Annotated in this window: 13 protein-coding genes; 6 read left to right on the top strand and 7 right to left on the bottom strand. The window is 59.8% G+C overall.

Annotated features, from left to right (window positions below; genetic code table 11):
- Positions 1 to 24: 24 nt before the first annotated feature.
- The gene (epmA, locus tag WA302_RS19340) at positions 25 to 1,002 is read right to left on the bottom strand and encodes an elongation factor P--(R)-beta-lysine ligase (protein ID WP_025305012.1); all 978 of its coding nucleotides are present in this window, start codon (positions 1,000 to 1,002) and stop codon (positions 25 to 27) included.
- Positions 1,003 to 1,387: 385 nt separating this feature from the next.
- Between epmA and frdA the strand changes: the two genes are divergently transcribed.
- The 5 genes from frdA to blc all read left to right on the top strand — a co-directional run bounded on the left by frdA (position 1,388) and on the right by blc (position 5,308).
- Positions 1,388 to 3,184 carry a fumarate reductase (quinol) flavoprotein subunit gene (frdA, locus tag WA302_RS19335; protein WP_049209616.1) on the top strand — a complete coding sequence of 599 codons (1,797 nt, stop codon included), beginning with the start codon at positions 1,388 to 1,390 and terminating at the stop codon, positions 3,182 to 3,184.
- Positions 3,177 to 3,911, top strand: coding sequence for a succinate dehydrogenase/fumarate reductase iron-sulfur subunit (locus WA302_RS19330; RefSeq protein WP_004929676.1), 735 nt, complete (start codon positions 3,177 to 3,179; stop codon positions 3,909 to 3,911). Before frdA ends, WA302_RS19330 begins: the two co-directional genes overlap by 8 nt.
- Before the next feature lie 14 nt (positions 3,912 to 3,925).
- A complete protein-coding gene (gene frdC / locus WA302_RS19325) occupies positions 3,926 to 4,318 on the top strand; it encodes a fumarate reductase subunit FrdC (RefSeq protein WP_025305010.1) in 393 nt (130 codons plus the stop codon).
- Between the two features lie 12 nt (positions 4,319 to 4,330).
- Entirely contained in the window at positions 4,331 to 4,690 is a 360-nt protein-coding gene (gene frdD, locus WA302_RS19320) for a fumarate reductase subunit FrdD (protein ID WP_004929672.1), read from the top strand.
- A gap of 84 nt (positions 4,691 to 4,774) precedes the next feature.
- Positions 4,775 to 5,308, top strand: coding sequence for an outer membrane lipoprotein Blc (blc, locus tag WA302_RS19315; RefSeq protein WP_049295093.1), 534 nt, complete (start codon positions 4,775 to 4,777; stop codon positions 5,306 to 5,308).
- Here the strand turns inward: blc and sugE are convergent.
- The 4 genes from sugE to efp all read right to left on the bottom strand — a co-directional run bounded on the left by sugE (position 5,302) and on the right by efp (position 6,832).
- On the bottom strand, positions 5,302 to 5,619 hold the full coding sequence (sugE, locus tag WA302_RS19310; RefSeq protein WP_004929669.1) for a quaternary ammonium compound efflux SMR transporter SugE: 318 nt from the start codon (positions 5,617 to 5,619) through the stop codon (positions 5,302 to 5,304). The genes blc and sugE overlap by 7 nt on opposite strands.
- Before the next feature lie 192 nt (positions 5,620 to 5,811).
- Positions 5,812 to 5,943 carry an entericidin A/B family lipoprotein gene (locus WA302_RS19305; RefSeq protein WP_004929668.1) on the bottom strand — a complete coding sequence of 44 codons (132 nt, stop codon included), beginning with the start codon at positions 5,941 to 5,943 and terminating at the stop codon, positions 5,812 to 5,814.
- A gap of 120 nt (positions 5,944 to 6,063) precedes the next feature.
- Positions 6,064 to 6,195 (bottom strand): entericidin A/B family lipoprotein, encoded by a 132-nt coding sequence (locus tag WA302_RS19300; RefSeq protein WP_004929667.1) that lies wholly within the window; start codon positions 6,193 to 6,195, stop codon positions 6,064 to 6,066.
- A 70-nt stretch (positions 6,196 to 6,265) separates the two neighbouring features.
- Positions 6,266 to 6,832 (bottom strand): elongation factor P, encoded by a 567-nt coding sequence (efp, locus tag WA302_RS19295; RefSeq protein ID WP_004929666.1) that lies wholly within the window; start codon positions 6,830 to 6,832, stop codon positions 6,266 to 6,268.
- A 42-nt stretch (positions 6,833 to 6,874) separates the two neighbouring features.
- Between efp and epmB the strand changes: the two genes are divergently transcribed.
- Positions 6,875 to 7,903 (top strand): EF-P beta-lysylation protein EpmB, encoded by a 1,029-nt coding sequence (gene epmB / locus WA302_RS19290; protein ID WP_049295092.1) that lies wholly within the window; start codon positions 6,875 to 6,877, stop codon positions 7,901 to 7,903.
- A gap of 87 nt (positions 7,904 to 7,990) precedes the next feature.
- On the opposite strand, the gene WA302_RS19285 is transcribed toward epmB, so the two are convergent.
- Both WA302_RS19285 and WA302_RS19280 read right to left on the bottom strand, forming a co-directional pair.
- Positions 7,991 to 8,335, bottom strand: a complete 345-nt coding sequence (locus tag WA302_RS19285; RefSeq protein ID WP_025305007.1) for a DUF4156 domain-containing protein — start codon at positions 8,333 to 8,335, stop codon at positions 7,991 to 7,993.
- A gap of 303 nt (positions 8,336 to 8,638) precedes the next feature.
- The gene (locus WA302_RS19280; RefSeq protein WP_049295091.1) at positions 8,639 to 10,264 is read right to left on the bottom strand and encodes a methyl-accepting chemotaxis protein; all 1,626 of its coding nucleotides are present in this window, start codon (positions 10,262 to 10,264) and stop codon (positions 8,639 to 8,641) included.
- Between the last annotated feature and the right edge of the window lie 188 nt (positions 10,265 to 10,452).

Below are 10,452 nucleotides of genomic sequence, written 5' to 3'. Positions count from 1 at the left end.
TTTGCTTTTCTTACCGCCTGAAACTCAGGCGATCCCGACTGGGAAGGCTAAAACTTCGCTCAGGCTCTCGGCGCCCAGCGCCAGCATCACCAGGCGATCCACGCCCAGCGCCACGCCGGAGCATTCCGGCATGCCGTGCTGCAACGCCGCCAACAGGTTGTAGTCGATCGGCTGCTGCGGCAGGCCGCGCTCCGCACGTTTGCGGTTGTCCTGCTCGAAGCGCTGCTGTTGTTCACGGCCGTCGGTCAGCTCGCGGAAACCGTTCGCCAGCTCAATGCCCTTGAAATACACCTCGAAACGCTCCGCCACGCGGTGGTCTTCGGTGCTGATCTCCGCCAGCGCCGCCTGGCTGGCCGGGAAGTGGTACACGAACGCCGGTTTTTCACGGCCGATATGCGGCTCCACGCCCACGGTGAACAGCAGCTGCAACAACGTATCACGGTCTTCTTCGGTATCGGCGATGTTGCTCAGATCGAGTTTGGCTGCCGCTTCACGCAGCTGCGCCTTCTCCGCCGACAGCGGATCGATGTCCAGATGGCGCAGGAACGCCTGCTGATAGGACAGGGTCTCCGCGCTCTCGCAGTCCAGCACCTGTTGCAGCAGATCGTCCACCTCGTTCATCAGGCGGTACATGTCGTAGTGCGGACGGTACCACTCCAGCATGGTGAATTCCGGGTTGTGATGCCGCCCGGCTTCTTCATTGCGGAAGCTGCGCCCCATTTGGTAGATCGGGCCGCTGCCCGCCGCCAACAGGCGCTTCATGTGATATTCCGGGCTGGTCATCATGTATAGCGTCAGGCCCTCTGCCGCCCCCGGCCCGACGAAACGCGTCTCGAACGGGAACAGGTGAACGTCGGTGACCGTCGCCTGGCTCATGGTGGGCGTCTCAACTTCCAGCACGCCACGATCGGCGAAGAAACGCCGGATCTCAGCCAGAATCGCTGCGCGTTTCAACAAATTGGCGATGGGTGCACTAGGCTGCCAGCTTGCCGTTTCGCTCATGGTAATTAACTCCGAAATCAAACAGGGGATGCAGTCTACTCGCATCCTTGCAGCCAAACAAATTCTTCACGATGCACAACCGTCCATAACGCCAATTTCCGATAAATGGGCGGCAAAAGCGCGTTAAAAAGGGTAAAGCAGGCCAAACGCGCAAAAAAACAGGCAAGCCTGTTGGTCGAGCGTTAATCGACAAAACAATCGATCACATCAAATTTCGACTACTTAACTTTAGGTATAGTTAATTCCCCATTATTGGTGGGAGATATCTATCCTTAACCTTTAAGCAACATTAATCGGTTCAATTAGTTAGCACCCGAAGAGTTCGCTAAATTTTAAGCATAGATATTTAACTTGCCGTTCTTAACAAGAACATTGGAGGAATGCAGTGCAAACCTTTAACGCCGATCTTGCCATTATTGGGGCCGGGGGCGCTGGTTTACGTGCAGCAATAGCCGCAGCGGAAGCCAATCCCCAACTGAAAATCGCGCTGATCTCTAAGGTCTATCCGATGCGCAGCCACACGGTCGCCGCCGAGGGGGGCTCCGCCGCCGTCACCCAGGATCACGATACCTTCGACTACCACTTCAACGACACCGTCGCCGGCGGCGACTGGTTGTGCGAGCAGGACGTGGTCGATCACTTCGTGCATCAGTGCCCGCGCGAGATGACCCAGCTTGAGCAATGGGGCTGCCCGTGGAGCCGCAAACCGGACGGGTCGGTCAACGTGCGGCGCTTCGGCGGCATGAAGATCGAACGCACCTGGTTCGCCGCCGACAAGACCGGCTTCCACATGCTGCACACCCTGTTCCAAACCTCGCTGAAATACCCGCAGATCCAACGCTTCGACGAGCACTTCGTGCTGGATATCCTGGTGGATGACGGCCAGGCGCGCGGCCTGGTGGCGCTCAACATGATGGAAGGCACCCGCGTGCAGATCCGCGCCAACGCGGTGGTGATGGCCACCGGCGGCGCCGGGCGCGTTTATCGCTACAACACCAACGGGGGCATCGTTACCGGCGACGGCATGGGCATGGCGTTCCACCACGGCGTACCGCTGCGCGACATGGAGTTCGTGCAGTATCATCCGACCGGCCTGCCCGGTTCCGGCATCCTGATGACCGAGGGCTGTCGCGGCGAAGGTGGCATCCTGGTGAACAAAGACGGCTACCGTTACCTGCAAGACTACGGCATGGGTCCGGAAACCCCGCTGGGCGAGCCGAAGAACAAATACATGGAGCTGGGCCCGCGCGATAAAGTGTCCCAGGCCTTCTGGCATGAATGGCGCGCCGGCCGCACCATCGCCACCCCACGCGGCGACGTGGTCTACCTCGATCTGCGCCACCTGGGCGAGAAAAAGCTGCTGGAGCGGCTGCCGTTCATCTGCGAACTGGCCAAGGCCTACGTCGGCGTCGATCCGGTGAAAGATCCGATCCCGGTGCGCCCTACCGCGCACTACACCATGGGCGGCATTGAAACCGACCAGAACTGTGAAACCCGCATCAAGGGGCTGTTCGCGGTCGGCGAGTGCTCCTCCGTCGGCCTGCACGGCGCCAACCGCCTCGGCTCCAACTCGCTGGCGGAACTGGTGGTGTTCGGCCGCGTCGCCGGTGAACACGCCGCGCGCCGCGCGCTCGAGACCGCGCCGGCCAACGGCAGCGCGCTGGATGCACAAACCCGCGACGTCGAAACCCGCCTGAGCAACCTGATGAAGCAGGAAGGCAACGAAAACTGGGCGAAGATCCGCGACGAAATGGGGCTGTCGATGGAAGAAGGCTGCGGCATCTACCGCACGCCGGAGCTGATGCAAAAAACCATCGATAAGCTGGCCGAGCTGAAAGAGCGTTTCAAGCGCGTCAACATCACCGACAACACCAGCGTCTTCAATACCGATCTGCTGTACACCATCGAGCTGGGCTATGGCCTGGACGTCGCCGAATGCATGGCGCACTCCGCGTTTAACCGCAAAGAGTCGCGCGGCGCCCACCAGCGCCTGGACGAAGGCTGCACCGAGCGTGACGACGTCAACTTCCTCAAGCATACGCTGGCGTTCCATAACCCGCAGGGCGCGCCGCGTCTCGAATACAGCGACGTGAAAATTACCAAGCTGCCGCCGGCCAAACGCGTCTACGGCGCAGAAGCCGAAGCGCAGGAGAAAAAGAATAAGGAGCAGGCAAATGGCTGAGATGCAAACCCTGAAGATCGACGTCATGCGCTATAACCCGGAAAGCGACGCCGAGCCGCATTTCGTCACTTACGCCGTGCCTTACGACGAACAGACCTCGTTGCTCGATGCGCTGGGCTACATCAAGGATAACCTGGCGCCGGACCTCTCCTACCGCTGGTCTTGCCGCATGGCGATCTGCGGCTCCTGCGGCATGATGGTCAACCGCGTGCCGAAGTTGGCGTGCAAAACCTTCCTGCGCGACTACGTCGGCGGCATGAAGGTTGAAGCGCTGGGCAACTTCCCGATCGAGCGCGATCTGGTGGTCGACATGACCCACTTCATCGAAAGCCTGGAGGCGATCAAACCGTACATCATCGGCAACGATCGCAAACCGGAAGATGGCCCGAACGTGCAGACTCCGGCGCAGATGGCCAAATACCACCAGTTCTCCGGCTGCATCAACTGCGGCCTGTGCTACGCGGCGTGCCCGCAGTTCGGCCTCAACCCCGAGTTTATCGGCCCGGCGGCGATCACGCTGGCGCACCGCTATAACCTGGACAACCGCGACCACGGCAAGAAACAGCGCATGCCGCAGCTCAACGGCCAAAACGGCGTCTGGAGCTGCACCTTCGTCGGCTATTGCTCCGAAGTCTGTCCGAAACACGTCGATCCCGCCGCCGCTATCCAGCAAGGCAAGGTGGAGAGCGCCAAGGACTTCATGATCGCCATGCTGAAGCCGCAATAAGGGAGAAAATTGCCATGACAACTCAACGTAAGCCCTATGTGCGCACCATGACGCCCACCTGGTGGCAAAAGCTCGGCTTCTACCGTTTCTACATGCTGCGCGAAGGCACCTCGGTGCTGGCGGTCTGGTTCAGCATCGTGCTGCTCTACGGCGTGTTCGCGCTGAAGGGCGGCGCCGAGAGCTGGGCCGGCTTCGTCGGTTTCTTGCAGAATCCGCTGGTGCTGTTAATCAACGTCGTCGCATTGCTGGCGGCGGCGCTGCACACCAAAACCTGGTTCGATCTGGCGCCGAAGGCCGCCAATATCGTGGTCAACAGCGAGAAAATGGGACCGGGCCCCATCGTGAAAGGGCTGTGGGCCGTCACGATCGTCGTCAGCGTGGTCATCCTGGCCGTGGCCCTGTTCTAATCCGGAGGAAACATGATAAATCAAGCACCTAAACGCTCCGATGAGCCGGTTTTCTGGGGATTGTTCGGCGCCGGCGGCATGTGGGGCGCGATCGTCGCGCCGGCTATCGTGCTGCTGGTCGGCATTCTGCTGCCGCTGGGGCTGTTCCCCGGTGAAGCGCTGGGTTACGAACGCGTGCTGGCGTTCTGCCAGAGCCTGATCGGCCGCCTGTTCCTACTGCTGATGATCATTCTGCCGCTGTGGTGCGGCCTGCACCGCATCCACCATGCGATGCACGATCTGAAGATCCACGTGCCGGCCGGCAAGTGGGTGTTCTACGGTCTGGCGGCAATCCTCAGCGTCGTCACCGTCATCGGCGTCGTCACTCTGTAAACCGCTCGGGTGGCCAACGCCCGTTGGCCGCCCTTTTCTCATCGGCTACACTGTTTACTCGCCCCCGGTAAACAGGAGTCACCGATGCGTTTATGGTCAAAGCTTAGCGTCATGCTTTCCGCCCTGCTCTCCGTCGCCTGCAGCGTCTCCCCGCCTAAAGACATCAAGGTCGTGACCCCCTTTGACAGCCAGCGCTATCTCGGTACCTGGTATGAGATCGCTCGTCTGGATCATCGTTTTGAACGCGGTTTGCAGCAGGTGACCGCCCATTACAGCCCGCGCGCCGACGGCGGGCTGAAAGTCATCAATCGCGGCTTCAATGCGCAAAAACAGCAATGGCAAGAAAGCGAAGGCAAAGCCTACTTTATCGGTTCACCGCAGGTCGCGGCGCTGAAAGTGTCGTTCTTCGGCCCCTTCTACGGCGGCTATAACGTGATTGCCCTGGACCCGCAGTATCGCTACGCGCTGGTTTGCGGCCCTAACCGCGACTATCTGTGGATCCTGTCGCGCACGCCGACGCTTGACGCCAGCGTACGCGACAGCTTATTGCAGACGGCCAAAGGCTACGGTTTCGCCACCGACAAGCTGATCTGGGTGCAACAGTCCGCCGATCAGTGACTGCTGAACTTCAGCCCGAGAATGCCGACCACGATCAGACACAGGCTGATGATGCGCGCGATATTGGTCGATTCGCCCAACAGCACCATGCCCATGATGGCCGCGCCCACCGCGCCGATGCCGGTCCACACCGCATAGGCGGTGCCGGCGGGCAGCGTTTTCATGGCGTTGGCCAACAGCAACATGCTGACCACCATCGCAGCAATGGTGATGATGCTCGGCGTCAGCCGGGTAAAACCGTGGGTGTATTTCAGACCGATAGCCCAAACCACTTCGAGCAAACCGGCGATAAGCAGAATAATCCAGGCCATGAGACGGCCTCCCTACCACTGGGGTCGTCCCCGATAAAATGACGCGTAAACGGGTCGTCCCGTTTAGCGAGGTGACGCATGACGGGTAACCTCACCCGCACTGCGGCAGGATAGCAGCAGCGTTAACGCTCAGGCAAGGGATAGAAATGTGGCGGCTCTCCGCAGCCGGAACGCCGCCGGGTAGAGAACGGATTATTCCGCGCTGCGCTGAATAGCCTTGCCGCCGGCCTGAATGTCTTCACCCACACCGCGGGTGGTATTGCAGGCGGTCAGCGAGCTCAAAATCATCAAAGAGAAGATCGCGATAATACTTTTCTTCAGCATAAGAAAGTCCTTATTTGTCGTTGATGAAAAAGTACGGCTTTCTAAGCGTAGTCAAAATTGACGGAGGGTGTGGGATCGTGACCGGCTTTGTGGCGCAAATACATCGGGTTAAAGGCGGGATCAGCTGGCCGTGCGGGAGATGGCGCCGCCGAGATGCTGAACGTCTTCGCCGAAACCGCGAAACGTATTGCAACTGCTGAGGGAGAAAAGGAACAACAGGGAGAGCACGGCCAACAACGTTTTCTTGAACATGCGGATTTTCTGCCAACGAACGGGGATAGGATAAAACAGAGGAACCGCGTGGGTTCCTCTGTTTTGAAACTTATTTAACGCGAGAGACGTATTCGCCAGAGCGAGTGTCAACCTTGATCACTTCGCCGATCTGGACGAACAACGGCACTTTCACCACGGCGCCGGTGCTCAGGGTTGCCGGCTTGCCGCCAGTTCCTGCGGTATCGCCTTTCAGGCCAGGATCGGTATCGGTGATTTCCGCTTCGATGAAGTTCGGCGGCTGAACGGCGATTGGACGGCCATCCCACAGGGTGATGATGCACTCTGCGTTATCCTGCAGCCATTTGGCCGCGTCGCCGACGGTTTTGCCGTCAACCTGATGCTGTTCGAAAGACTCAGGGTGCATGAAGTGGTAGAACTCACCGTCGCTGTACAGGTAGTTCATGTTGGTGTCCATCACGTCTGCGCCTTCGCAAGAATCGGTAGACTTGAAGGTTTTTTCCACGCGGGTGCCGGTCAGCAGACGGCGCATTTTCACGCGCGCGAACGCCTGGCCTTTGCCCGGCTTAACGAACTCACTGGCTTCGACGGCGTAAGGTTCGCCCTCGAACATGATTTTAAGACCCGGACGGAAATCGTTGCTAGAATAAGTCGCCATGATGGCCCTCTGAATATTTGAACTGGTAGCTTAGCCAAAAAAATGGCACACATTATAACCCAAAGTACGGCACATAGAGAAGATTGGTTGCATCAACTCGCCGATGTTATTACCGATCCTGATGAATTACTGCAGCTTTTGTCACTGAATACGCACCCGGAACTGCCGCAGGGGCGCGATGCCCGTCGGCTGTTTGCCCTGCGCGTGCCGCGCGCCTTCGCTGCGCGCATGCGCCCCGGCGATGCCAACGACCCGCTGCTGCGCCAGGTGCTGACCGCCAGAGAGGAGTTCATCAACGCCCCAGGGTTCACCACCGATCCGCTCGATGAGCAGCGCAGCGTGGTGCCGGGCCTGCTGCACAAATACCGCAATCGCGCACTGCTGCTGGTCAAGGGCGGCTGTGCGGTCAACTGCCGTTACTGCTTCCGTCGCCACTTCCCCTATCAGGATAATCAGGGCAATAAGAACAACTGGCGGCAGGCACTGGATTATATCCGCCAACACCCGGAACTGGACGAGATCATTTTTTCCGGCGGCGATCCGCTGATGGCCAAAGACAGCGAGCTGGAATGGCTGGTTGGCGAACTGGAGACCATCCCGCACCTGAAACGCCTGCGCATTCACACCCGTTTGCCGGTGGTGATCCCGGCGCGCATCACGCCGGCGCTGTGCCGCCTGCTGTCGGCCTCGCGCCTGCAGGTGCTGATGGTCACGCACATCAACCACGCCAACGAAATTGACCGCGACCTGCAAAGCGCCATGGCGCAGCTGCGCCTCGCCGGCGTCACGCTGCTCAACCAGAGCGTGCTGCTGCGCGACGTCAACGACGATGCCGACACGCTGGCGGCGCTCAGCAACGCGCTGTTCGACGCCGGTATCCTGCCTTACTACATCCACGTGCTGGACAAGGTGCAGGGCGCAGCGCACTTCATGGTCAGCGACGATGAAGCGCGCGCCATCATGCAGGCGCTGCTGAGCAAGGTGTCCGGTTACCTGGTACCGCGCCTGACGCGTGAAGTGGGCGGCGAACCGAGCAAAACGCCGATCGACCTGCGCCTGATGCCGGAGTGACGCGCGCCACATGGCCCGATGGAACGAAAAGAGGAATGCCGTGGCATTCCTCTTTTTTTATCTCTTTGCGACTGCGGTCTCAGCGCCTTACGGGCACTTGTAAACCTGGCCGACCATTTTGCTGTCCAGCGGTGCGAAGCTGGAGAGCAGATTCTGGCTCGGGCTGTTGGCGCCGTAGATCACGTTGCCGCCCATGGCCGCCGCCTTGTTGCGCAGATCGTTGGCCGCACCGCGCATGGAGCTGCCTTCACCGCCGTTGCCGGACAGCCAGTTGCTCTGGGTGCCGGTCACTTCCCCCAGCAGCTGGCATTCCGCCGCCGGCTTGCTGTCGGTGAACTTGATCTGCTGACCCGCAGCGGTCAGTTCATGAGTGGTGCTGCAACCCGCCAGCAGCATCGCTGCCGAAAGACCCAGTAAGGCTTTAATCCGCATCTTGTTCCCCATTCGATGTTGAGAATTACGCAAAATCTTCTACCCGTCGCCTTTCAAGCTGTAGCGTTGTTGACTGCGCTCGCTCACCCCAGTTACTTACTCAAGTAAGCGCCTGGGGACTCACGAGCTGGCCGCCTAGCTACAACTTGAAATTCATAGGGTATATCAGAAAGCGATGCCATCTCTTAAGCATCCGTTGCCGCGCGAGCGGGCCAACGTCTTGAGCGACAGCTGATGACTTACCAGTTTACCAGCTAAATCGCCCCGGGCGGCAAAAATATCATCAAATACAGTGCGGCGGCGTTATACCCAACCGGCAACGGCCGCCGATGCCTGCGCCTCCACGTCGCCCTGGCGCGGTTCCCCCTCCGCCAGTTTGAATACCGCCACCGCCTGCGCCAGCAGGGCCGCCTGTTCCTCCACGCCGACGGCGGTGGTCGCCACCTCCTCCACCAGCGCGGCGTTCTGCTGGGTCACCTGATCCATCTGGGTCACCGCCACCCCGACCTGCTCGACGCCTTTGCTTTGCTCTTCCGACGCATAGGAGATGTTATCCATCAGCGACGTCACCTGGTTCACCGAGCCGACGATGGCATTCATCGTCTCGCCCGCCTGTTCCACCAGCCGCACGCCGGCGGCGATATCGCCGGTTACGCCGTCGACCAGACCGCTGATCTCCTTGGCCGAAGTCGCGCAGCGCTGCGCCAGATTGCGCACTTCGCCGGCTACCACCGCAAAACCCCGCCCCTGCTCCCCGGCACGTGCGGCCTCGACGGCGGCGTTCAGCGCCAGAATGTTGGTCTGGAAGGCGATGCCGTCGATCACGCTGGTAATATCCCCCACCTGACGCGCGCTGTCGTTGATCGCCCGCATCTTGTCGATCGCGCTGGCCATCAGCGTTTCGCCGTTGCGGGCAATGCCGGCGGTCTGATTGACCATGCCGGCGGCCTGAGTGGCGTTATCGGCGTTTTGCCGCACCGTGGCGGTAATCTGCTCCATGCTGGCGGCGGTTTCCGTCAGCGCGCTGGCTTGTTCTTCGGTGCGGCTGGAGAGATCGGCGTTGCCGACGGCGATCTCGTGCGTACCGTGGTTGATCGACTCCACACCGTCACGCACCTGCTGCACGGTCGCACTCAGCTCCTGCTGCATCGTCCGTAGGCTGGCGAACAGCATGCCGATCTCATTGTTGTTGCGTACCGCGATCTCGCTGCGTAGATCGCCGCGCCCAACCTTTTGCAAGTGTTCGGCGATCTGGCGCAGCGGCAGAATCAAGCGCCGGCGGAAATCACGCTGCACGGCGACCAGCAGCAACAGGATCGCTGCCAGGGTGCCGCTCAGCAGGCGGGCGAAGACTTTTTGGGTCTGCTCCGCCTCTTCCACTGCCAGACGGTGGGCGGCCACCGTGGCCCGCATGTAGTCGGCAAACTGGTTATCCAGCCGCTGGCGCACCTGGCGCTTCTCTGCCGCCATGGCGTGCAGCCGCTCGATCAGCGCCGTCTGTGGCGTGTCGGCCAACAGCGTCAGTTCTTGCTTCAGCACCGCCTGCTGCGCCAGGTAAACCTTTTTCATCGCCTCGCCCAGATCCGGGCGCGATACCGTCAGGCCCGGCGTCTCCCAAAACAGGTTGAACGCGACGTCGGCGCTGCGCAGCTCACCTCGCGCCTCATCGATACCCTGCTGAATATCGGCTCTGCTGGTCTGCGCCCAGCGCTCGAACGCCATGTTGTCGATCAGCGTCTGCGTTTGCAGCAAAGCACGCCAACTGCGGTTCAGCGCCGCTTCCTCGTCGGAGAAGGTGCTCATCCTGTCGATACTGTGGCCGTTTTGCTGCATGAAATAGAAGGCAATGGCGCCAGTTCCCATGGGCATCAAGCCCAGCAGCAACAGCATCATCATCAGCCAGGTGGCTATTTTCATATTTTTCAGCATAAGTCGTCTCCGTTGACAGTCACACCGGCGAGGGGAAATTCCCCGCCTGGTAGGGGCTATATCGGTACGAAACGACAACGGTTTAGGGTAAAAACAAAATAATGCAATTATTCATTCACCAAACTAATAACAAGCTAACAAAACATCCTTTTAATTGATTTTTAAGCTAAAAAAAACCCCGGTCAGTT

The organism is Serratia sp. 201 (assembly GCF_037027545.1).
Taxonomy (GTDB): Bacteria; Pseudomonadota; Gammaproteobacteria; order Enterobacterales; family Enterobacteriaceae; genus Serratia; species Serratia bockelmannii.
This window is presented reverse-complemented; position numbering and strand designations above follow the sequence as displayed.